Here is a 20,866-nt window from a genome sequence, read left to right as displayed (position 1 = left end):
GGCGGGCGGGCGGCGGTGTTCATCACCAGCCCCAGGCCCACGCGAGCAGGCCGCCCGCCAGGGCCGCGCCCGCCAAGGCCGGGGCGCGCCGGGGTTGCCAGGTCATGGTGGCCGTCACGGCCACCGCCGCCACGGAGAGCGCGACGGTCCAGGCGGTGATGCCCAGCGAGGCTGGGGTCTCGCCCGAGGGGCGGGCCGCCAGCCACAGCGACAGCAGCAGCACCAGCCACCCGGCGCGGCGCAGGTGCAGCAGGCGGCGCTCCGTGCCTTCCCGGCCCAGCGCGTCTTCATGGTGGCGGTCCATGCCCAGTGCGATGGCGGACCACGCCGCGAAACACAGCAGAAAAGCGGACATGGATCAGGCCCCCGAGGTCGAGACGTCGGGCGTTGCCGACAGCGCCGGTGCAGCGGGCTGTGGGGCGGATGCGCTGGCAGCGGCGGCGTGGCGCAATGCCTTGGACACAGCGGCCTTGCCCTTGGGCACGCGCCCCGGGCGCAGCCGCCAGGACAGCCAGCCCAGCAGGAGGCCCGTGGCCAGGAACGACAGGTCCATGCTCGCCCAGATCCATTCGCCCGCGGGCAGCGTGACGCCCAGGTGGGTGTGGGTGGTCAGCGCATTGATCAGCGGCAGGGCCGTCCACACGGCACCCGCAGCGCCCAGCGGCACCGACCAGCCCATGCGGCTGGGGCGCACTACAGCGCAGGCCAGTGCCCACAGCAGCGCGATGCCCCAGGCGCTGAAGAACCAGGCCAGCTCGGTGTCCGCCCGGCCCTCGATGCCCACGGGGATCAGGCGGTTGGAGGCCACGTACACGCCGCAGGCCAGCGGCAGGCCCGCCAGCGTGGCGATATTGATGGCGGCCACCAGGCGCTCGCCAAAGGGCGCCTTGGTGCGCGCTGCAGGGGCGGCAGCGCCTTGGCGGCCGGCTTTGGTTTGCGACAGGGCGCTGCGCTTGACGGTCCACAGCACCATGCCCGTGGCGATCATCAGGCTGCCCAGCACGCCAAAGCCGAAGAGGGCCCAGCGCATGCCCACATCGGCAAAGCGCGCCAGGTGCAGCCCGTACAGCACGCCATACGTCTTGGCGGCGGGGCCCGTGGGGTCGGCCTGGTCCAGCCACTGGCCGGTGGTGGCGTCGAACAACAGGCGCGGCGGGCGGTACTGCAGTCGGTCGCCCTCGTGGCGCGTGACCTCGACCACGGCGCGGCCCTTGGCATCGCGGCGCGCCTGCAGGCTGCCGATGCGCCCGCCGTCCCAGCGGGTGCGTGCTTCGGTCAGGATGGGCTGCAGCGCGATGGCGGGCAGGGGCTCCACCTTGTCGTTTGCGCCGCGGCGGGGGCGGCTCTCGGCCTTCTCGCCCTGCAGGTCGGCAAAGTACGCGTTGGAGTCCACGCCTTTTTCATTCTTGTACGTGGTGGCGATGCCGGCGGGCATGTACAGCGTGTGGAAGATCATCAGCCCGCTGAAGGTGATCATCAGGTAGAACGGCAGCACCAGCACGCCGGTGACATTGTGCGCATCCAGCCAGGCGCGCTGCCCGCCCTTGGTGGGACGGAAGGTGAAGAAGTCCTTGAAGATGCGCCGGTGCGTGATCACGCCCGTGATCAGCGCGACGAACATCAGCATCGTGGCCACGCCCACCACCCAGCGGCCTTCGAGGGTCCAGCGGCCCTTCTGGGCCGTGCGCAGCTCGAAGTGAAAGCGGTAGAAGAAGTCGCCGCCCATGGTCTGGCGCGCCTCGATGGCTTCGCCGGTCTGCGGGTTCATGCGCAGCGTCTCGAACCGGCCGTTGCCGGTGCCGCGCCACAGCAGGTTGACGGCCGGGTCGCGCTCGTCGGGCAGGTGCATGATCCACTGCGTGACCTCGGGCGACTTGCGCTGCAATGCGTCCAGCGACTTCTGGGCCACCTGCGCATCCGCCGCGGGCAGGCCGTGCATCTCGGGGCGCATCCACAGGTTGAACTCGTTCTTGAAGAACGACAGCGTGCCGGTGAGGAAGATCGCAAACAGCAGCCAGCCCAGGATCAGCCCGGCCCAGGTGTGCAGCCACGACATCGCCTGGCGAAAGCCTTCTCGGTCATTGGGTGTCCTGGCGGCTTTGGCCTTGGCGTTGACCGGGGCAGCCGTGGGCATGCCCGCTGCCATGTCTGCGGACGCGTCGGGTGTCAGTGTGGTGGCGTTCATGCGGCGGCCTTCATCCATTGCGACGCCATGGCGCAGGCGCCCAGTACCAGCGCCGGCAGCAGCGTGCCGGCCCATGCACCCAGGGCGGTGCGGGCATAGAACGCCCAGCCCGCGGCCATGGCGTAGGCCAGCCAGGCCAGCATGGTGGCCGTCAGCACGGCTTCCACCCGCGGCATGAACTGCGCCAGCCCCAGCGACAACGCGGCCGCGAACCCCGCCGCCAGCGCATAGCCGCCTCCGATGGCCGCCACGGCGCGGGAGGTGATGGCCAGCCGGTAGCGCCAGTCGACACGCGCGGTCTTCATGGCGTGCCAGCCGGGGCGCGGCTGTCAGCAGGTGATCCGGGCGATCGGAAAGAAGCGGAGGCCCCGGGCAGGCAGGGGCTGGCGGTGCGGCGCAGCATCAGGAAGGCTCCAGGCAGGTTTGGACACAACAAACGTACAAACGCTGGCTGCAGCGGGGCAGGGCCCGGCTGACTGGCTGGCTAGGTATTCAGGGAATCAATCACGGCACCCGGGCGCAACGCGCACTCCATGCCATCAGGTCTGGGGAAGAGGTGGGCAGGGAAGGGCGGGCGCCGGTCGTAAGAACGCATTCTACTTTTGTTGAGAAGCATTCGCATTTATTGCGGCACAACTTTGGCGGCTTTGATGTGCAGTTGCAACATCCTGTGACTGCAGGGCGATGCGGCCCTGCCTTCGCGCGGACACAAAAAAACGGGCCAGGGCCCGTTTTTCTGATTTCTTCGTTGGTGGTTTTTTCGTGGAGCGCTCTGGTGAACTCTTGCTTCAGTCCGCGTCGCCCATCTGCGACTGCAGGTAGTTCTGCAGGCCGACCTTGTCAATCAGGTCGATCTGGGTTTCGATGAAGTCGATGTGCTCTTCCGTGTCATCCAGGATCTTTTGCAGGAGGTCGCGCGAGACGTAGTCACGCACGCTTTCGCAATGGGCCATGCCTTCCTTGATGGTGGCCTGGGCGCCTTGTTCGGAGCGCAGGTCGCAGGCCAGGATCTCTGGCACGTCTTCACCGACCTGGAGCTTGGCGAGGTCCTGCAGGTTGGGCAGGCCGTCGAGCATGAAGATGCGGTCCATCAGCCAGTCGGCATGCTTCATCTCGCCGATGGATTCGGAGTACTCCTTCTTGGCCAGCTTGTCGAAGCCCCAGTGCTTGAGCATGCGGTAGTGCAGGAAGTACTGGTTGATGGCCGTGAGCTCGTTCTTGAGCTGGGCCTGCAGATGGCCAATGACCTGTGCGTCACCTTTCATGGGGACTCCTTATTGTGTTGATTCCGCCCGATTGTCGTGACCTGCGTCAGCAGGCGCAAGGCAATCCCCTGCGGGGGCGCACGGGGTGCGTGTGATGCTGAGTTGTGTTCGCATTCCCGCGCGGGTGGGCCGTGAGCCGAGCGCGGCCGGGGCGGGCTTCGTGCGCGGCGCCATGCCGCTTCCCGCCAAAAAAAAGGCCCTGGGTGTGATGACCCAGGGCCCCGGCGCATCGCCGGGCCGCGCGTGGCGGCCTGGCCTGCCAGCGGGCTACAGCGCCTTGGCGGACGGGCCCGCTGGCGTGGCCGTGGGCTGCCCGGCGCGCTGCTGGTCGCGCCAGTGCGCAATGCCCAGCCACAGCGTGGGGACCAGCACCAGGGCCAGCGAGATCGCCTGGGCCATCGTGCCTTCGGCCAGATCCTCGGTGGCGGCGTGCCACCAGGCGTTGTCGATGCCCGGAATCAGCGCGCCTTCGGTGAATTCGTGGAAGGCATAGACCACGAGCTGGACCGCGAACACCGCCATGAACCACGAGGTCACGCGGAAGAAGCGGCCCAGGTTCACCGCACGGCCGTAGCGCGTCCAGGCCCATGCAATGGCGATGGCCAGGGCCAGGCCGGCGATGCCGCCCCAGGCCATGTAGCCCAGCTCGGCGCTGCGGGCCAGCGCGGCCAGCATCGTGGCGGTCTCCACGCCTTCGCGGCCCACCATGAACAGCGAGAACAGAAACACGGCCAGGGCGGCGCGCGGGCCCTCCAGCACGCTGGCGCGGTCGATGCGCTGGGCGATCTCCTGTCCCATGCCTTTGCCGGCGCTGCGCATGTGCACCACGCACCAGGCGACGGCGGCCGCGGCCACCAGGGCCATCACCCCCTCGGCCGCGGGTGACAGCGCGCCCACCTGCGACAGCACCCAGCCCAGCACCAGCGACAGCAGCACCGCCACCACGACACCGGCGCGCAGTGGCAGCAGCAGCGCCAGGCGCCCGGTCTTGCGCAGATACAAGGTGGCGATGGCCACGACAAGCAGGGCTTCAAGCCCCTCGCGGAAACAGATCAAGAGGGTCTGGAACATGGCGGATTCGGTTCTTTGCTATGAGTTTATGAGCTGCTTGCGCTTTTCCATCCAGCGCGCGGGGCCGGTGGGGTCACACCCGACGTGAGCCGTGCGGAGATGGATGTGCCTTGCGCCCCTGGAGCAGATCATAAATTCAACTGAGAATGAGTTGTATTTGAATATTTGACAAGGCGCAATGGTTGGGCATGTTCCCCTGTGGACCGGGGGCGGAGGATTTTCCGGTTTCAGTCTCGATGTATAGTTATTGGCAATTGATTTGATCTAATCAATTAATTGGATTGATGGCCCGGAAAGGCCTAGACTTCAGTCCTGTTCACTCAACCACCAACAAGGAAACAGCAATGTCCCTGATCAATACGCAAGTTCAGCCGTTCAAGACCACCGCTTTCGTCAACCGCAATGGCAAGGGTGAATTCATCGACCTGACCGAAGCCGACCTGAAGGGCAAGTGGTCCGTGCTGATCTTCATGCCCGCAGCCTTCACCTTCAACTGCCCTACCGAAATCGAAGACGCCGCCGAGCACTACGCAGAGTTCCAGAAGGCTGGCACCGAGGTCTACATCGTCACGACCGACACGCACTTCTCGCACAAGGTGTGGCACGAAACCTCGCCCGCCGTGGGCAAGGCCAAGTTCCCCCTGGTCGGCGACCCTACGCACCAGCTGACCAACGCGTTTGGCGTGCACATCCCTGAAGAAGGCTTGGCACTGCGCGGCACGTTCGTGGTCAACCCCGACGGCATCATCAAGACGTCCGAAATCCACTCCAACGAGATCGCGCGCGACGTGAAGGAAACCGTGCGCAAGCTCAAGGCGGCCCAGTACACCGCCGCCCACCCCGGTGAAGTCTGCCCCGCCAAGTGGAACGACGGCGCCAAGACCCTGGCTCCTTCGCTAGACCTGGTCGGCAAGATCTGAGCGGACACTGATTCGGCAGAGCGCTGCGGGCGCTCCCCAGCCGGACAGCGCCATGGCGCACGCGCGCCATGCCGTCCGGCTTTTTTACGCCTTTTTCACCTACCTTTGCGGTGCCGGGCTTGCCACAAGCAGCCCCAACCCCCACCCTGCAAGTCACAACTCGAAAGGACACCACCATGCTCGACGAACAACTCAAGACCCAGCTTTCCGCCTACCTGGAGCGCGTGACGCAGCCGTTCGAACTGGTGGCTTCCCTGGACGACAGCGAAACCGCCCGCGAGATGCGCGAGCTGCTGACGACCATCCAATCCCTGCGCAGCGACAAGATCACGCTGCGCACCGACGGCAACGACGCGCGCAAGCCCTCGTTCAGCCTGCAGCGCGTGGGCAGCACGAATTCGCTGCGTTTTGCCGGCCTGCCCCTGGGCCACGAATTCACCTCGCTGGTGCTGGCCCTGCTGTGGACCGGCGGCCACCCGCCCAAGGTCGAGCCCGAGGTGATCGAGCAGATCGCCGCGCTCGACGGTGACTTCAACTTCGAGGTCTACATGAGCCTGACCTGCCACAACTGCCCGGACGTGGTGCAGGCGCTGTCGCTCATGGCCATCGTCAACCCCAAGATCAAGACCACCGTGATCGAAGGCGGCGCCTTCCAGCAGGAAGTGGCCGACCGCGAGATCATGGCCGTGCCCATGGTGTTCATGAACGGCCAGGTGTTCGCCTCGGGCCGCATGTCGGTCGAGGAGATCGTGGCCAAGCTCGACACCGGCGCCGCCGCCCGTGACGCGGCCAAGCTGTCGGCCAAGGCACCGTACGACGTGCTCATCGTCGGCGGCGGCCCCGCCGGCGCCGCGGCCGCCGTGTACGCGGCCCGCAAGGGCATCCGCACCGGCGTGGCGGCCGAGCGCTTCGGCGGCCAGGTCAACGACACGCTGGCCATCGAGAACTACATCTCCGTGCTGGAAACCGACGGACCCAAGTTCGCCGCTGCCCTGGAAGCCCACACCCGCGCCTACGACGTGGACATCATGAACCTGCAGCGCGCCGACCAGCTGATCCCCGCGGCCCAGCCCGGCGGCCTGATCGGTGTGAAGCTGGCCAACGGCGCCACCTTGCAATCGAAGACGGTGATCCTGTCCACCGGCGCGCGCTGGCGCAATGTCAACGTGCCCGGCGAAGCCGAGTACAAGAACAAGGGCGTGGCCTACTGCCCGCACTGCGACGGCCCGCTGTTCAAGGGCAAGCGCGTGTCGGTCATCGGCGGCGGCAACTCGGGAGTCGAGGCTGCCATCGACCTGGCCGGCATCGTGGCCCATGTCACGCTGGTGGAGTTCGCCGACCAGCTCAAGGCGGACGCCGTGCTGGTCAACAAGCTCAAGAGCCTGCACAACGTGACCATCCACACCAACGCGCAGACCACCGAGATCACCGGTGCCGACGGCAAGGTCAACGGCCTCAAGTACAAGGACCGCGCCACGGGCGTGGAGCACCTGGTGCAGCTCGAAGGCGTGTTCGTGCAGATCGGCCTGGTGCCCAACACCGAATGGCTCAAGGGCACGGTGGAGCTGTCCAGGTTCGGCGAGATCATCGTCGACTCGCACGGCCGCACCAACCTGCCCGGCGTGTTCGCGGCGGGGGACTGCACCACGGTGCCGTTCAAGCAGATCGTGATCGCTGCGGGCGATGGGTCGAAGGCCGCGCTGAGCGCATTCGACCACCTGATCCGCATGCCGGTGGTGGCGGCCGCGCCAGCGGGTGCCCCGGCTGCGGAAACGGTGGCGGAAACCGTTTGATGTTTGATTGAAAATGGCCTGCAGCGCTTGATGGTAAAGCGCTGGAAGCTATCAATAGATGAGCGACCGGCTGTGTTGTGCGGCCGGTCGCTTTTTTTCGTGGGCCCGCCGTGTCTTGGGGAGCGGCTGGTGCCTTGTGGTTGTAAATCTGGTTACGTATTGAGAATTATTCTCATATAATTCACCCCATCAGCCAGCCACAACGGCCCTTTCTGCTGCCCGCAGAAGCCAGGACCGTCTGCATGGAGCCAGCTCTGTATTCGTTGTCGTTTCAGAGAAGGACTCCCCTCCGTGGCGCAGGCATTCCGTACCCCTCCGTTTTCTTCCCGGCGCGCACAGGCGCACCCCTCCGATCAATGGCTGCAAGGCCGTCTGCGGTCGCTCACGTGGCTGGTGGCCTGTGCATGCGCCGCCATCGGCAGCGCGCATGCGCAGGATGTGGCGCAACTGATCGCTGCCGGCCCGGTGCTCAAGGAGGTTGTCATCAGCGGCTCGCGCAGCGAGCAGGACCGCGACGAGCTGCCCATGAGCATCGACGTGATCAACGCGCAGGCCATCGAAGAAGGCCAGGTGCGCGACATCCGCGATGTGGCGCGCGAGCTGCCCAACGTGTCGGTCACGCGCTCGCCGGCGCGTTTCTCGCTGGCCAGCGGCTCCACCGGGCGCGAACAGAACGCGGGCTTCAACATCCGCGGCCTGGACGGCAACCGCGTGCTGATGATGGTGGACGGCATCCGCCTGCCGCGCAGCTACGTCTTCAGCGCCAATGCCTTCGGGCGCGACTACCTGGACATCGGCCTGCTGCAGCGCATCGAGGTCGTGCGCGGCGCCACATCGGCGCTGTATGGGTCGGACGGCATGGCGGGCCTGGTCAACTTCATCACCGCCGAGCCGTCGGCCTTCCTCGACGGCGACAAGCGCATCGGCGGGCGCGTGAGCCTGGGCTACGACGGCGACGACCACGGCAAGCGCGTGGGCGCCACGGTGGCGGGCCGGGCGGGCGACACGGTGCAGTGGCTGCTGGGCGGCAACGTCACGCGCGCCAGCGAGCTCGACAACATGGGTACCAACAGCGCGGCCAATGCCGACCGCACCCGTCCCAACCCGCAAAAGGACCAAAGCGGCGCGCTGCTGGGCAAGGTCATCCTCACGCCCGGCGGCGGCCAGCGCCATGTGTTCACGCTGGAGCATGTGGACAAGAACTCCGACTACGAGCTGCTCACCGCGCGCTCCAAGCCGCCGCTGGCCGCCACGTCCGTGCTGGGCTCCACGTCGTTCACCGACATGCAGCGCAGCCGTGCGACGTGGGAGGGCGCGTGGCGCGTGAACTCCGCCTTTGCCGACGACCTGAAGGCGACGCTGAGCTTTCAGGATTCCCACTCGCGCGAGTACGTCACCGAAGACCGCAACACCGCCGCCGACCGCGTGCGCGACGTGACCTACGACGAGCGCACCTGGCAGGCCAACCTGCAGGGCAGCAAGGTGCTGCGTTCGGGCGCTGGCGGCCTGGTGCAGAAGATCACCTACGGTTTTGACTACACGTCCGCCAGGGTCGAAAACCTGCAGACCGGCGTGACCCCGCCCGTGGGCGAGACCTTCCCGCTCAAACGCTTTCCGGACACCACCGAGACCAGCGCGGCCCTGTATGTGCAGGACGAGTTCGTGACCGGCCCCTGGAGCATCACGCCGGGCGTGCGCTTCGACAGCTTCCGCATCAAGGCCGACCAGGCGGGCTTTGGCGCGCAGGCCGTGTCCCTGTCGGGCAATGCCACCTCGCCCAAGTTCGGCGTGCTGTACCGCGCCAGCGAGCAGTGGAGCGTGTTCGGCAACTACGCGGCGGGCTTCCGTGCGCCCAACGCGGGCCAGGTCAACGCCTTCTTCGAGAACCCGGTCAGCAACTACCGCACGGTGCCCAACGCCAACCTCAAGCCCGAAAAGAGCCAGAACTTCGAGCTGGGCGTGCGCGGCCGGCTGGACGCGCTGTCGGTCGAAGCTGCAGCGTTCACGGGCCGCTACAAGGACTTCATCGAAGACCTGCGCCAGGTCGGCGGCACCGGTGCGCCGGGCAACCCGCTGGTGTTCCAGTCGGTCAACATCGGCCGCGTCAAGCTCAACGGCTTCGAGGTCAAGGGCGACATGCGCTGGGGCCGGTGGGCCGGCGGGCAATGGACATCGCCGTTCAGCTACGGCCAGACGCGCGGGCGCGATACCGCCACCGGCAGGCCGGTGAACACGGTGGACCCATCGCGCCTGTCTGCCGGCCTGCGCTACGACACCGGCCACTGGATGGCGCGCCTGGATGCCACCCACAGCGCGGCCAAGAAGGCCAGCGACGTGACCGTGGCGACGGGCAGCACGCAGTACCTCACACCGTCGTACACGGTGCTCGACCTGTCGGGCCAATGGCGCATCCGCAAGGACCTGCGCCTGAACCTCGGCATCTACAACCTGACCGACAGGAAGCACTGGCGCTGGGCCGACGTGCGCGGCCTGGCAGCCAACGCCAACTTCATCGACGCCTACAGCCAGCCCGGCCGCTCCGTGCGGGTGTCGCTGGTGGCGGACTTCTGAGCACCCACGTGAACACGTTCCAAGGCCACCCATCAAGGAGAACACCCATGAGCCACGTTCCCGACCCTTCCAATGCCTCCGATGCCAGCGCCCACTGCGACGAGGAGTACAGCCTGCCGTGCGCCGAGGCGCTGCTGGCCGGCACGCTCGCCCTGATGACGGGCTACGTGCAGGCCTGCTGCGACACCCACCGCGACGCCATGGGCCGCAAGATATCGGCCAACCTGCAGATGCTGGCCGACGCCGACGGCTTCACCGCTCACTTCCGCACGGTGGTCTGGAGCCTGCAAGGCCGTTGGGAACAGCAGTGCAAGGCGCGCCAGGACACCGCCGCCAGCGCCGCACTGGTGGCCGCAGAGCAGCGCCGCGTGCTGTGGCACACCGCGCCGGAGGCCGTGCAATGAGCCGCGCGGTGACGAACACCCCGGGCACTCCAGCCTCCGCGCCCCTGGCCGCACCCGACATTCGCGCGCAGTTCGCCACCGCACGTGCTGCCGGCAAGCGCGCCAAGGAGGCGGCCGAGAGCCTGGGGCTCTCGGAAGGCGCTGCGGTGGCGGCCCACGCGGGCGAGCACGGCCACCCGCTCAAGGCCGTGCCGCTGCAGGGTTCGTGGCTGGAGATGCTGCAGGCGCTCGAGGCCTGCGGCCCCTTGATGGCCCTCACGCGCAATGAAGGCGTGGTGCATGAGAAGACCGGCATTTACACCAACGTGTCGGCCACAGGCCCGGTGGGCATCGCGCTGGGCGAAGACATCGATCTGCGCCTGTTCTTCGCGCAGTGGCATGCTGGCTTTGCCGTGACCGAGCTGGCCAACGACCCCGCCAGGCCGCCGTCGCGCAGCCTGCAGTTCTACAACGCCAGCGGCCGCGCCGTGCACAAGATCTTTACCCGCGAAGCGACCGACCTGGCGGCGTTCGATGCGGTGGTGAGCCGCTTCGCGCAGCCCAGCGCGGGCTATGTGTTCGGCAAGGCGTCCGCGCCGGAAGCGGTGCGGCCCGATGCCGACATCGACGCCGACGGCCTGCGCGAGGCCTGGGGTGCCATGCAGGACACACACGAGTTCTTCGGCCTGACCAGGAAATTCGGCGTGGAGCGTCAGCAGAGCTTTCGCCTGGTCGAAGGCCAGTTCGCGTGGCGCGCCGAACCGCAAGCGGTATCGCGCCTGCTGGACGAGGCCGCAGTGGACGGCCTGCCCATCATGGTGTTCGTGGGCAGCGGCGGCTGCATCCAGATCCACACCGGGCCGGTGCGCAACATAAAGCCGCTCGACACACCGCACGCCCAGTGGATCAACGTGCTGGACGCAGGCTTCAACCTGCACCTGCGCACCGACATGGTGGCCAGCGTGTGGGTGGTGGAAAAGCCGACGGCCGATGGCGTCGTCACCTCCGTCGAGGCGTTCGACCATGCGGGCGAGCTGATGGCCATGTTCTTCGGTGCGCGCAAGCCCGGCAAGCCCGAGCTGCAGGGCTGGCGCGACCTGGTGGCGCGGCTGCCGCAGGCGCAGCAAGATGAGGTGGTCCATGCTGCGTGATGGCCTGACCGACACGGCGCGCAGGCAGCTGCTGCGCGGCATGGCAGCGCTGCCGCTGCTGTCTGTGGTGGGCGCGGAGCGCGCAGTCGCGGCCAGCCCGGCGCGCATCGTCTCGCTGGGCGGTGCGTTGACCGAGGTGGTCTACCTGCTGGGCGCGCAAGGCCAGCTGGTGGGCACCGACACCACCAGCCTGTTCCCCGAGGCCGCGCTCAAGACCGCCAAGGTCGGCTACATGCGCCAGCTCTCGGCCGAGGGGCTGCTGTCCCTCAAGCCCGACGCCGTGGTGGGCACCACCGAGGCCGGCCCGCCCGTGGTGCTGGACCAGGTGCGCAGCGCCGGGGTGCGGGTGGAGCTGGTCAAGGCCGACCACACCTGGGACGAGGTGCAGCGCAAGGTGGCCACCGTGGGCCGCGTGGCCGGCCGCGAGCGCGAGGCCACGGCCCTGCAGGCGGACCTGGATGCGCAGTGGGCGGCGGTGCACAAGCTGGTGGCCGCGTCCGCGCGCCGCCCGCGCGCGATCTTCATCCTGTCGCACGGCGGCAGCCCCATGGTGGCGGGCACCGGCACGGCGGCCGATGCGCTGATCCGTTTTGCGGGCGGCACCAACGCCATCACGCAGTTCGCGGGCTACCGGCCGCTCACGGCCGAGGCCATGGCCAGCGCCGCGCCCGAGGTGCTGCTCAACAGCACGCAGGGCATCGAGGCGCTGGGCGGCGAGGCCGCGTTCTGGCAGCGGCCGGAACTGGCGCTCACGCCCGCTTTCCGCCACAAGGCCCTGGTGACGATGGAGGCCAGCCAGCTGCTGGGCTTTGGTCCGCGCCTGCCCGGGGCCGTGCGCGAGGTGCACACCCGCATGCAGGCGATCACGGCGTGAGCGGCCTGGCCGTGGCGCAGCCGGGTGCGCGCTGGACCGCGGGGCGCCTGTCGCCCCGCACCGCGCTGACCGTGGGCTCGGCACTGGTGGTGCTGGCCTTGGCCTGGGCCAGCACCCAGGGCGCGTACGCCATCGCGCCCGCCCAGCTGTGGCAGGTGCTGCTGCAGGCCGTGGGGCTGGCGCCTTCTGCCGAACAGGCACCGGAATACCTGGTGTTCATCAACATCCGGCTGCCACGCCTGTTGATGGGCGTGGCGGCCGGGGCGGGCCTGGGGCTGGCGGGTGCGCTGATGCAGGGGCTGTTTCGCAACCCGCTGGCCGACCCCGGCCTGATCGGCGTGAGCAGCGGCGCCGCGCTGGCTGCTGCGCTCACCATCGTGCTCGGCATGCACTGGCTGCCCGACATGCCGCGCACGCTGGGCAGTTGGTCGCTGGTGACCATGGCCTTTGGCGGTGGCCTGGTGGTCACGGCGCTGATCTATGGGCTGGCGCAAGCCGATGGCGCCACGCGCATGGGGCTGATGCTGCTGGCGGGCGTGGCGGTCAATGCGCTGGCGCTGGCGGGGCTGGGCTACCTCAACTTCATCTCCACCGACGAGCAACTGCGCAACATCCAGATGTGGCTGCTGGGCAGCCTGGGCGGCGCGCGCTGGAGCGCCGTGGCGCTCGTGGGCACCGTCGTGGCGGTGGCCTGCGGCCTGGGCCTGGCGCTGGCGCGCCCGCTCAATGCGATTGCCCTGGGAGAGGCGCAGGCCGCGCTGCTGGGCGTGCCGGTGGAGCGCACCAAGCGCCTGGCGGTGCTGGTGACGGCGCTCGCCGTGGGGGCCGTCACGGCGGCCACCGGCATCATCGGCTTCATCGGCCTGGTGGCGCCGCACTGGGTGCGCCTGGTGGCCGGGCCGGATCACCGCGTGGTGCTGCCGGGATCGGCCCTGCTGGGCGCCGCGCTGGTGCTGGCGGCCGACGTGGTGGCGCGAACCATCGTCAAGCCGGCCGAGTTGCCGCTGGGCGTGCTCACCGCCTTCATCGGTGTGCCCTTGTTCCTGGCCATGCTGCGCCAATTCAGGAGCAAGGTATGAGAGCAGGCCCGCTCCATCCCGGCGATCCGCTGGTGTGCGATCGATTGGCGGTGGGCCTGCCCGGCCTGCCGCTGCTGGCGACCGTGCATGCGCGCCTGGCGCCTGGCCGCTTCACCGCCATCCTGGGGCCGAATGGCGCGGGCAAATCCACGCTGCTGTCCATGCTGTCGGGCCAGCGCGCGCCGCGCTCGGGCTCGGTCAGCCTGAGGGGCCGGGCGCTCACTGCGGTTGGTGCCTTGGAGCTGGCGCGCCTGCGCGCCGTGCTGCCGCAAGAGACGGCGGTGGCCTTCGACTTCACGGTGCAGGAGGTGGTGGAGATGGGCCGCTTTCCGCACCGCCAGTCGCCCAGCCGGAACGAGGCGTGCATCGCCCGCGATGCCATGGAGGCCACCGGCGTGGTCCACCTGGCGGCGCGCGGCGTGAACACCTTGTCGGGCGGCGAGCGGGCCCGCGCCCACCTGGCCCGGGCGCTGGCGCAGATCTGGGAGCCCCGGCCCGATGGCGCCACGCGCTGGCTGCTGCTCGACGAGCCCACCGCCGCGCTCGACCTGGCGCACCAGCACCAGGCCATGGCCCTGGTGCGCCGCTGGGCGGTGGAGCAGGGCATCGGCGTGGTGGCGGTGCTGCACGACCTGAACCTGGCGCTGCGCTATGCGCACGACGTGGTGCTGATGGGGGCCGGGCGCTGCGACGTGGGGTCCGTGGGGCAAACGCTGGACGCGGCGGCGATCGCACGCGTGTGGGGTGTGGAGTGTTCCGAAGTGCGCGCCAGCGACGGCACGCCGCAGTTTCTCGTGGCGGCCGGATGAAGCCGACATGACGATTTGGTCATCTGCTCCCGTCTTGCCCTTGGTCGCATGGGGATATGCACGGTTGCGCATGCTGCACCGCGCCATCTTGTCACTAGAATGCGCGCACACCACCATGCGCCGCCTGCTCCTCGTCTTTTTGCTGCTGTTCACGCCGCTCCAGTCCATCTGGGCGGCTGCATCGCCGTATTGCGGGCACGAGGCAGCGCCGCAGGCATCGCACTTTGGCCACCATGTGCACGAGCACCGGGCCGATGTGCCGGCCGAGCCATCCCATGCCAGCGAAACTCAGGACCACAAGGCCCTGGCCACCACCGGCACGGCCGACATGGACTGCCATGCCTGCCACGGCGTGGGCAGCGGCATGGCGCTGAGCGCGGGTGCCCAGGCCATCGTGGTCTCGGTCGCCCGCCCTGTTTCCCAGGTGGCACCTGCCTGGGTGCATCCACCCCTCTCACGCCCCGAACGTCCCAACTGGTCCGTCCTCGCCTGAGCGGCGAGGCGGGGCACCGGGTAGCCCCTTCCTGACGATTCCACGCAGCTCTCGCGAGCGGCGGCGGCGCGTGCTTGTGCGCCGGACATCGTCGTGCCTTGCCGATTTCAACCCCGTGGCCCCCGGCCATTGCAGAGGAATCGGATGCAACGAACGAGAAGAACGAACCACACACCACGGCTGTGCATGGCGGCCGTGGCCCTGGGGTGGGCGCTGGCCGGCAGTGCTGCGCTGGCCCAGACGCCGGCGCCACCGCTCACGCTCAAGGCCTTGTTCGACAGGGCCTGGGAGCGCCAGCCCGAGGCGCAGTCGGCCGCGCTGCGGCGCGAATCGGCACAGGCCGCGCGCAGCGGTGCATCGTCCTGGACGGCCGAACCCGCCGCGCTGGAGCTGCAGGCCAAGACCGACCGCCCCGGCAGCAACCAGGGCAACCGCGAAGTGGAGATGGGCGTGGCCCTGCCGCTGTGGCTGCCCGGCGAGCGCGCCCGCAAGGCCGCGCTGGGCGATGCCGAGATCAAGGCCGTGGAAAGCCGCCGCCTGGCCGCGCAGCTGCAATTGGCCGCCACCGTGCGCGAGGCCTGGTGGACCCTGCAGCGCGCGCAGGCAGAACTGGGCCTGGCGCAGGACCGGCTGCACAACGCGCAGCGCCTGGCGGCCGACGTGGCGCGGCGCTTCCAGGCCGGAGACATGTCGCGGGCCGACCAGGCCCAGGCCGATGGTGCCGTGGCCCAGGCCGAAGCCGCGGTGGCCGAGGCCACGGGCGCACGCGATGTGGCCCAGGCAGCCCTGGCGGCATGGGGCGGTAACGGGGTGCTGGCCGACGGTGCCGAGCCCGAGGCCGAAGCGCTGCCAGCAGCCGGCCTGCCCACCGACCACCCGGCGGTGGCGGACTGGAACGACCAGGCCGCGGTGGCGCGCCGCGCCGCCGACCTGGCCGCCGTGCAGACCCGTGCCAACCCCGAGCTGACCGTGGCCGCCACGCGCGGGCGCGAGCAGGCCGGCGAGCGCTATCTGCAAAGCTTCACGGTCGGCGTGCGCGTGCCCCTGGGCGGTGGGGACCGGGCGCGCGCCAAGGAGACAGCGGCCCGTGCCGACGCGCTGGACGCCGAGGTGCGCGCCCACGCCGAGCAGGACCGCCTGGCCGCCGACCTGGCCGCGGCCACGGCCCGTGTGAAGGCCAGCCAGGCCCAGCGCGACGCCATGGCCCGCCATGCGGCACTGGCCCGCGATACGCGCGGTTTCGTCGACAAGGCCTTCCGCCTGGGCGAAGCCGACTGGCCCACGCGCCTGCGCGTGGAGCTGGAAGCCATGCAGGCCGAGCGCCAGCTGGCGCGTGCCCGCATCGATGCCGCGGCCGCCGTCTCCACCCTGCGCCAAGCCCTGGGCCTGTTGCCGCAGTGAGCGCCCTATCCATCCCGACACCCTGTTTGTGATCACCATGCAACTCCTTTCTTTTCCTTCCGCGCTGGCCCTGGCCTTGGTGCTGGGCCTGGCGCCTTCGTGGACACTGGCTGGCGATGGCCATGACCATGGCGAAGCCCCCGCCGCCGCAGCCGGCCCTGCGATACCGCGCTTTGCAGCCACCTCCGACCTGTTCGAGCTGGTGGGCGTGCTCGACGGGCAAAAACTGGCGCTCTACCTGGACCATGCGGGCGACAACAGCCCGGTCAGGGAGGCCCAGTTGGAGATCGACATCGCCGGCACGCGCGTGCCCGTGACCCGCGTGGCCGACGGCGAGTTCCAGGCCGCGCTGGCCGCACCGCTGGCCGAGGGGGTGAGCCCCGTCACCGCCACCGTCGTGGCCGGCAACGACACCGACCTGCTGGCCGGCGAGATCGACGTGCACGCCGCGGCCCAGGCCCACGCCGAGCCCACGGGCCGGCGCAACGCGCTGGTCGCCGGTGCCCTGGCCGCCGTGCTGGCAGCCCTGGCCCTGGCGTGGGGCCTGCGGCGTGGCCGCGCCGCGCGCGCCCAGCGCCTGGGAGGTGCAGCATGAAGCGCCTGACCTCTCTCCATTCCGTCGTGGCCCTGGCGATGGCCGCTGCGCTGTGCGCCCCGCTGGTGGCGCGTGCCGGTGAAGGCCATGACCATGGCGACGCGCCCGCAGCGGCCGACGGCAACGGCCCCAAGCGCCAGCCCGATGGCAGCGTCTTCCTGCCCAAGCCTGCGCAGCGCCAACTCGGCGTGCGCACCCTGGTGGCCGCCGAGGGCCAGCACCCTAAGGCCTTCGAGCTGGCCGGCACGGTGGTCATGGACCCCAACGCTGGCGGCAAGGTGCAGGCCGCGCTGGCCGGCCGGCTGGAGGCAGGCCCCAAGGGCCTGCCCGGTGTGGGCCAGGCGGTGCGCAAGGGCGAGGTGCTGGCCTATGTGGTGCCCACGGCGGGCGCCATCGAGCGATCCAACCAACTGGCCCAGCAGGCCGAGCTGCGTGCTGCACGCGACCTGGCGGCACGCCGCGTGGCGCGTTTGAAGGACCTGTCAGACACCGTGCCCCGCAAGGACATCGAGGCGGCCGAGAGCGAGCTGCAAAGCGTCACCCAGCGCCTGGGCGCGGTGGGGGCGGGCCTTTCGACCCGCGATGCGCTGGTGGCGCCCGTCTCGGGTGTCATCGCCTCGGCCAATGCCGTGGCAGGGCAGGTGGTGGATGCGCGCGAGCTGGTGTTCGAGGTGGTGGACCCCACGCGCCTGCGCGTCGAAGCCCTGGCTTACGACACGGCGCAGGCCCACAGCGTGGCCGGCGCCGCGCTGGCCGTGGGCGGGCAGCGCGTGCCGCTGCGTTTTCTGGGCGCGGCGCGCAGCCTGCGCGACCAGGCGCTGCCGCTGCAGTTTGCCGGCGACTCGGCCGTGCTCGGTACCTTGGCCCTGGGCCAGCCCGTGCGCGTATTCGTGCAATCCACCCAGCAGGCCGTTGGCGTGCAGGTGCCCGTGGCTTCGCTGCTGCGCAATCCCGCGAACCAGACCATCGTCTGGGTCAAGGAGTCGCCCGAGCGTTTCGTGCCGCGCGTCGTCACCTACGTGCCCCTCGACGGCACCTCGGTGGCCGTGACCTCGGGCCTCAAGGCCGGTGACCGCGTGGCCACGCAGGGCGCCACGCTGATCAACCAGGTCCGTTGAAGGAAACCACGCAATGTTCAAGTGGCTACTCGAAAGCAGCCTGGCCAACCGGCTGCTGGTGCTCATCGCGGCGGGCGTGCTGATGGCCTATGGCGCCTTCACGCTGTCGCGCACGCCGGTGGACGTGTTCCCCGATCTCAACAAGCCCACCGTCACGCTGATGACCGAGGCCGGCGGCATGGCCGCCGAGGAGGTGGAGCAGCTCATCACCTTCCCGCTGGAGACGACCATGAACGGCCTGCCCGGCGTGGAGAGTGTGCGCTCCACCTCCAGCGCGGGCCTGTCCTTCATCTACGTCACCTTCGACTGGAGCACGGACATCTTCCGCGCGCGGCAGATGGTGTCCGAGCGCCTGTCGTCCATGGAGGAGGGGTTGCCCGCGGGCGTGACGCCGCGCATGGGGCCCATCAGCTCCATCATGGGCGAGATCATGCAGGTGGCGATCCCCATCGACGTGCAGCGCACCACGCCCATGGCCGTGCGCGAGTACGCCGACTGGGTGCTGCGTCCGCGCCTGCTGGCGATTGCCGGCGTGGCGCAGGTGATCCCCATCGGCGGCGAGGTGCGCCAGTTCCAGGTGCAGCCCAACACGGCGCGCATGGCCGAGCTGGGCATCACGCACGATCAGCTCACGGGGGCGCTCAAGGGCTTCTCGGCCAACACCTCGGGGGGCTTCCTGGAGCTCAACGGGCGCGAGTACTTGATCCGCCACCTGGGCCGCACCTCGCGCCTGGAGGATCTGCAGAACCTAGCGCTCACCGCAAAGAACGGCCAGCCCGTGCTGCTGCGCCAGGTGGCCGAGGTCACGTTTGCTGCGGCCCTCAAGCGCGGCGATGCGGGCTTCGAGGGCAAGCCGGCCGTGATCCTCGGCATCCAGAAGCAGCCCACGGCCGACACCATCGCGCTCACGCGCAGCATCGAGTCGGCGCTGGGTGATTTGAAGAAGTCGTTGCCCGCAGGCATGGAGGCGCCGCGCGTCACCTTCCGCCAGGCGAGCTTCATCGAGGCCTCGGTCACCACCCTGCAGGGCAAGCTCATGGGCGCCTCGGTGTTCGTGGCGGTGATCCTCTTCGTGTTCCTCGGCACGCTGCGGCCCACGGTGATCGCGCTCACGGCCATCCCGGTGTCGATCTTCATCACGGCGCTGGTGTTCAAGTACTTCGGCCTGTCCATCAATACCATGACGCTGGGCGGCCTGGCCATTGCCATCGGTGGCCTGGTGGACGATGCGGTGGTGGACGTGGAGAACGTGCTGCGCCGCCTGAAGATGGACCGCAGCAAACACCCCCACCACCGGCTGCACCCGCTGGAGGTGGTCAAGCTCGCATCGATGGAGGTGCGTTCGGGCATCCTCTACGCCACGGCCATCATCGTGCTGGTGTTCCTGCCGCTGTTCGCGCTGCCGGGCATCGAGGGGCGTTTGTTCGTGCCGCTGGGCATCGCGTTCATCGTCTCCACCGTGGCTTCGCTGCTGGTGTCGGTCACCGTCACGCCGGTGCTGGCCTTCTACCTGCTGCCGCGCATGAAGAACCTCGACCATGGCGACACGCGCGTGGTGGCCTGGCTCAAGGCGCGCTACCGCCGTGGGCTCACCCGGGTGCTGGCACGTCCGCGCATGGCCATGGCGGTGAGCGGGGTGGCGGTGGTCCTGTCGGTGGCGGCGGTGCCGTTCTTTCCGACGACCTTCTTGCCGCCGTTCAACGAGGGCACGCTGCTCATCGGCATGCGCCTGAACCCGGGCGTGACGCTGGCCGAGTCCACCGCCCTGGCCAGCCAGGCCGAGGTGCTGGTGCGCCAGGTGCCCGAGGTCACGCACGTGGGTCGGCGCAGTGGCCGGGCCGAGCTGGACGAGCATGCCGAGGGCGTGCACGTGAGCGAGCTCGATGTGGGTCTGCTGCCAGCGTCCGAGCTCACACGCAGCATGGCCGAGGTGCAGGCCGACATCCGCAGCCGGCTGGCGCAGATGCCGGCGGCGATCGCCATCGGCCAGCCGATCTCGCACCGCATCGACCACATGCTCTCGGGCGTGCGCTCGCAGATCGCGATCAAGCTCTTCGGCGAGGACTTGGATACCCTGCGCGGCCAGGCCGATGCGCTGCGCGGGCGCCTGGCCAGCATCGACGGCCTGGCCGACCTGGAGGTGGAAAAGCAGGTGCTGGCTCCGCAGATCACCGTGCGCGTGGACCACGCCGCCGCCGCGCAGTACGGCGTGCCGGCCGCGCAGGTGCTGGCCACGCTGCAGGGCCTGGTGGAAGGCGAAAAGGTCACGCAGATCGTGGAAGGCAGCCGGCGCTTCGCGCTGGTGGTGCGCCTGCCCGAGAGCGCGCGCTCACTCGATGGCCTGGCGCAGATCATGATCGAGACTCCGCGCGGGCGCGTGCCGCTGTCGCGCCTGGCGAGCATCGAGGACGGCGACGGCCCCAACCAGATCAGCCGCGACGATGGCAAGCGGCGCATCGTGCTCTCGGCCAATGCGCAGGGCAGGGCACTGTCCGACGTGGTGGCCGACATCCGCAAGGTGGTGGGCGAAACGCGCCTGCCGGACGGCTACTTCATCACCCTGGGCGGCCAGTTCCAGGCGCAGGAAGAGGCCAGCCGCCTGGTGGGCATGCTGGCCGTGGTCTCGCTGGTGCTGATGTTCGTGGTGCTGTACACACGCTACCGCTCGGCCACGCTGTCGGCGCTGATCATGGCCAACATCCCGCTGGCGCTGGTGGGGGCCGTGCTGGGGCTGTGGATCTCGGGCCAGCCGCTGTCAGTGGCGGCGCTGATCGGGTTCATCACGCTGGCGGGCATCTCGGTGCGCAACGGCATCCTCAAGGTCAGCCACTACCTGAACCTGATGCGCGTGGAAGGCGAGAACTTCGACACCGCGATGATCGTGCGCGGCTCGCTGGAGCGACTCTCTCCCGTGCTCATGACCGCCCTGGTCACGGCCTTCGCGCTGGCGCCGCTGCTGCTGGAGGCCGAGCGCCCCGGCACCGAGATCCTGCACCCGGTGGCGGTGGTGATCTTCTCGGGCCTGATCAGCTCGACCCTGCTCGACACCTTCCTCACCCCGGCCCTGTTCTGGCTGTTCGGCCGCCGCGACGCCGAGCGTCTTCTGGACGACAAGAACGCCGAGGCGTTCTGACCCTGTTCCCTGTTTCCATCCTCCC

Annotated in this window: 18 protein-coding genes; 13 read left to right on the top strand and 5 right to left on the bottom strand. The window is 69.3% G+C overall.

What is annotated here, in order from left to right:
• Positions 1-22: 22 nt before the first annotated feature.
• The 5 genes from AC07PV_RS19510 to AC07PV_RS19490 form a co-directional block, all read right to left on the bottom strand.
• Positions 23-355 carry a DUF3325 domain-containing protein gene (locus AC07PV_RS19510; RefSeq protein WP_218295410.1) on the bottom strand — a complete coding sequence of 111 codons (333 nt, stop codon included), beginning with the start codon at positions 353-355 and terminating at the stop codon, positions 23-25.
• 3 nt (positions 356-358) lie between these two features.
• Positions 359-2,134: a PepSY-associated TM helix domain-containing protein gene (locus AC07PV_RS19505; protein WP_494631132.1), complete on the bottom strand. Its 1,776-nt coding sequence runs from the start codon at positions 2,132-2,134 to the stop codon at positions 359-361.
• Positions 2,135-2,181: 47 nt separating this feature from the next.
• Entirely contained in the window at positions 2,182-2,490 is a 309-nt protein-coding gene (locus tag AC07PV_RS19500; RefSeq protein WP_494631086.1) for a DUF3649 domain-containing protein, read from the bottom strand.
• A 483-nt stretch (positions 2,491-2,973) separates the two neighbouring features.
• Complete coding sequence (gene bfr / locus AC07PV_RS19495; RefSeq protein WP_218295408.1) at positions 2,974-3,450, bottom strand: bacterioferritin; 477 nt, start codon at positions 3,448-3,450, stop codon at positions 2,974-2,976.
• A 267-nt stretch (positions 3,451-3,717) separates the two neighbouring features.
• Complete coding sequence (locus tag AC07PV_RS19490) at positions 3,718-4,521, bottom strand: FTR1 family protein (protein ID WP_218340228.1); 804 nt, start codon at positions 4,519-4,521, stop codon at positions 3,718-3,720.
• A 344-nt stretch (positions 4,522-4,865) separates the two neighbouring features.
• Here AC07PV_RS19490 and ahpC point away from each other — a divergent pair, with 344 nt between their 5' ends.
• The 13 genes from ahpC (at position 4,866) to AC07PV_RS19425 (ending at position 20,841) form a co-directional block, all read left to right on the top strand.
• Positions 4,866-5,441 (top strand): alkyl hydroperoxide reductase subunit C, encoded by a 576-nt coding sequence (ahpC, locus tag AC07PV_RS19485; protein ID WP_218340229.1) that lies wholly within the window; start codon positions 4,866-4,868, stop codon positions 5,439-5,441.
• 176 nt (positions 5,442-5,617) lie between these two features.
• On the top strand, positions 5,618-7,234 hold the full coding sequence (ahpF, locus tag AC07PV_RS19480; protein WP_218295405.1) for an alkyl hydroperoxide reductase subunit F: 1,617 nt from the start codon (positions 5,618-5,620) through the stop codon (positions 7,232-7,234).
• A gap of 360 nt (positions 7,235-7,594) precedes the next feature.
• Entirely contained in the window at positions 7,595-9,805 is a 2,211-nt protein-coding gene (locus AC07PV_RS19475; RefSeq protein ID WP_494631130.1) for a TonB-dependent hemoglobin/transferrin/lactoferrin family receptor, read from the top strand.
• Between the two features lie 47 nt (positions 9,806-9,852).
• Positions 9,853-10,209 carry a hypothetical protein gene (locus AC07PV_RS19470; RefSeq protein ID WP_218295404.1) on the top strand — a complete coding sequence of 119 codons (357 nt, stop codon included), beginning with the start codon at positions 9,853-9,855 and terminating at the stop codon, positions 10,207-10,209.
• Positions 10,206-11,339 carry a hemin-degrading factor gene (locus tag AC07PV_RS19465; RefSeq protein WP_218340230.1) on the top strand — a complete coding sequence of 378 codons (1,134 nt, stop codon included), beginning with the start codon at positions 10,206-10,208 and terminating at the stop codon, positions 11,337-11,339. Before AC07PV_RS19470 ends, AC07PV_RS19465 begins: the two co-directional genes overlap by 4 nt.
• Positions 11,329-12,213: a heme/hemin ABC transporter substrate-binding protein gene (locus tag AC07PV_RS19460; RefSeq protein ID WP_218340231.1), complete on the top strand. Its 885-nt coding sequence runs from the start codon at positions 11,329-11,331 to the stop codon at positions 12,211-12,213. The genes AC07PV_RS19465 and AC07PV_RS19460 overlap by 11 nt, the downstream gene beginning before the upstream one ends.
• On the top strand, positions 12,210-13,292 hold the full coding sequence (locus AC07PV_RS19455) for a FecCD family ABC transporter permease (RefSeq protein ID WP_218340232.1): 1,083 nt from the start codon (positions 12,210-12,212) through the stop codon (positions 13,290-13,292). The genes AC07PV_RS19460 and AC07PV_RS19455 overlap by 4 nt, the downstream gene beginning before the upstream one ends.
• Entirely contained in the window at positions 13,289-14,101 is an 813-nt protein-coding gene (locus tag AC07PV_RS19450; protein WP_218340233.1) for a heme ABC transporter ATP-binding protein, read from the top strand. The genes AC07PV_RS19455 and AC07PV_RS19450 overlap by 4 nt, the downstream gene beginning before the upstream one ends.
• A 115-nt stretch (positions 14,102-14,216) precedes the next feature.
• Positions 14,217-14,594: a hypothetical protein gene (locus tag AC07PV_RS19445; RefSeq protein ID WP_494631085.1), complete on the top strand. Its 378-nt coding sequence runs from the start codon at positions 14,217-14,219 to the stop codon at positions 14,592-14,594.
• Positions 14,595-14,738: 144 nt separating this feature from the next.
• A complete protein-coding gene (locus tag AC07PV_RS19440) occupies positions 14,739-15,995 on the top strand; it encodes a TolC family protein (protein ID WP_494631084.1) in 1,257 nt (418 codons plus the stop codon).
• A gap of 37 nt (positions 15,996-16,032) precedes the next feature.
• Positions 16,033-16,590 carry a hypothetical protein gene (locus AC07PV_RS19435; protein WP_494631083.1) on the top strand — a complete coding sequence of 186 codons (558 nt, stop codon included), beginning with the start codon at positions 16,033-16,035 and terminating at the stop codon, positions 16,588-16,590.
• Positions 16,587-17,708, top strand: a complete 1,122-nt coding sequence (locus AC07PV_RS19430) for an efflux RND transporter periplasmic adaptor subunit (protein WP_494601712.1) — start codon at positions 16,587-16,589, stop codon at positions 17,706-17,708. Before AC07PV_RS19435 ends, AC07PV_RS19430 begins: the two co-directional genes overlap by 4 nt.
• Before the next feature lie 13 nt (positions 17,709-17,721).
• On the top strand, positions 17,722-20,841 hold the full coding sequence (locus AC07PV_RS19425) for an efflux RND transporter permease subunit (protein ID WP_494631082.1): 3,120 nt from the start codon (positions 17,722-17,724) through the stop codon (positions 20,839-20,841).
• The last annotated feature ends 25 nt before the right edge of the window (positions 20,842-20,866 follow it).

The sequence above is a fragment of the Acidovorax sp. GW821-FHT09A11 genome (assembly GCF_059418365.1).
Note: the sequence above shows the minus strand (reverse complement) of the source record. Positions and strands in the feature narration are given on the sequence as shown.

Bases quoted from the DNA above. Each gene is read 5' to 3' on its own strand.
- AC07PV_RS19510 (WP_218295410.1), bottom strand. From the start codon at position 355: ATGTCCGCTTTTCTGCTGTGTTTCGCGGCGTGGTCCGCCATCGCACTG.
- AC07PV_RS19505 (WP_494631132.1), bottom strand. From the start codon at position 2,134: ATGCCCACGGCTGCCCCGGTCAACGCCAAGGCCAAAGCCGCCAGGACA.
- AC07PV_RS19500 (WP_494631086.1), bottom strand. From the start codon at position 2,490: ATGAAGACCGCGCGTGTCGACTGGCGCTACCGGCTGGCCATCACCTCC.
- bfr (WP_218295408.1), bottom strand. From the start codon at position 3,450: ATGAAAGGTGACGCACAGGTCATTGGCCATCTGCAGGCCCAGCTCAAG.
- AC07PV_RS19490 (WP_218340228.1), bottom strand. From the start codon at position 4,521: ATGTTCCAGACCCTCTTGATCTGTTTCCGCGAGGGGCTTGAAGCCCTG.
- ahpC (WP_218340229.1), top strand. From the start codon at position 4,866: ATGTCCCTGATCAATACGCAAGTTCAGCCGTTCAAGACCACCGCTTTC.
- ahpF (WP_218295405.1), top strand. From the start codon at position 5,618: ATGCTCGACGAACAACTCAAGACCCAGCTTTCCGCCTACCTGGAGCGC.
- AC07PV_RS19470 (WP_218295404.1), top strand. From the start codon at position 9,853: ATGAGCCACGTTCCCGACCCTTCCAATGCCTCCGATGCCAGCGCCCAC.
- AC07PV_RS19465 (WP_218340230.1), top strand. From the start codon at position 10,206: ATGAGCCGCGCGGTGACGAACACCCCGGGCACTCCAGCCTCCGCGCCC.
- AC07PV_RS19460 (WP_218340231.1), top strand. From the start codon at position 11,329: ATGCTGCGTGATGGCCTGACCGACACGGCGCGCAGGCAGCTGCTGCGC.
- AC07PV_RS19450 (WP_218340233.1), top strand. From the start codon at position 13,289: ATGAGAGCAGGCCCGCTCCATCCCGGCGATCCGCTGGTGTGCGATCGA.
- AC07PV_RS19445 (WP_494631085.1), top strand. From the start codon at position 14,217: ATGCGCCGCCTGCTCCTCGTCTTTTTGCTGCTGTTCACGCCGCTCCAG.
- AC07PV_RS19440 (WP_494631084.1), top strand. From the start codon at position 14,739: ATGCAACGAACGAGAAGAACGAACCACACACCACGGCTGTGCATGGCG.
- AC07PV_RS19435 (WP_494631083.1), top strand. From the start codon at position 16,033: ATGCAACTCCTTTCTTTTCCTTCCGCGCTGGCCCTGGCCTTGGTGCTG.
- AC07PV_RS19430 (WP_494601712.1), top strand. From the start codon at position 16,587: ATGAAGCGCCTGACCTCTCTCCATTCCGTCGTGGCCCTGGCGATGGCC.
- AC07PV_RS19425 (WP_494631082.1), top strand. From the start codon at position 17,722: ATGTTCAAGTGGCTACTCGAAAGCAGCCTGGCCAACCGGCTGCTGGTG.